Origin of the sequence: Microvirga sp. ACRRW (genome assembly GCF_022346925.1) — a bacterium.
GTDB lineage: Bacteria > Pseudomonadota > Alphaproteobacteria > Rhizobiales > Beijerinckiaceae > Microvirga.
In genome coordinates, this window is the sequence record NZ_JAKRNJ010000020.1 from 1 (window position 1) to 619 (window position 619).

Genomic DNA, 619 nt, shown 5'->3' on the forward strand with positions numbered 1-619 from the left:
CTGGGAGACTACTACGCAAACAAGAAATGTAATCAAAATTACATTATGTCAATTCAGAGCGCGCTATGATCTTTTTGTTTCTTACCTGCTTGGTTGAGCGCAAATAAAGAAGGCTCCCATCAGGGACGTGATGGGAGCCTGCTGCATCATTATTGGCTTGGCTCAGATCATCCGAATGACTTGCCAGGGCTCTCAGTGATCCGCCCGCATCGCCTCGGCCACGCGCTCCTTCAGCACATCCGGCTGGCGCAGGATCAACGCGCCGCACGTGTGCTCGATACCCTTCTCCCCACGCAGCACGGAGAGACGCAGGAGTTCGGAATATAGCCGGTGCCGGAGGTCGAGCATCGTCTGCTCCATGAACTTGGCGCAAACTAATCATGACAAGCAGGCAAATACTGCTCTTGGCTTCTTTCAAAATCGAAGCCCGCCGTGTTGTGTGCACGGCGGGCTTTGTGTGTGTCAGCTGTGTGAAGAGGCGGCGGTTACATCCACCACTGCCAGGCGCCGTCGACGATGCCGCCCTTCAGCTGCTCCGCCTTGACGCCTTCGATGAAGATCGTCCGGCCGTCGCTCACCGTGATCTCCACGCCCTTGTGCGTGAACCACTCCGACACGT

The 619-nt window shown here is 56.2% G+C and carries 1 pseudogene; it reads right to left on the reverse strand.

The annotated features are described in order from the left end of the window. Nucleotides 1-192: 192 nt before the first annotated feature. A pseudogene (locus tag MHY87_RS18640) lies at nucleotides 193-366 on the reverse strand (Crp/Fnr family transcriptional regulator); the annotation flags it as partial. Nucleotides 367-619 lie beyond the last annotated feature (253 nt).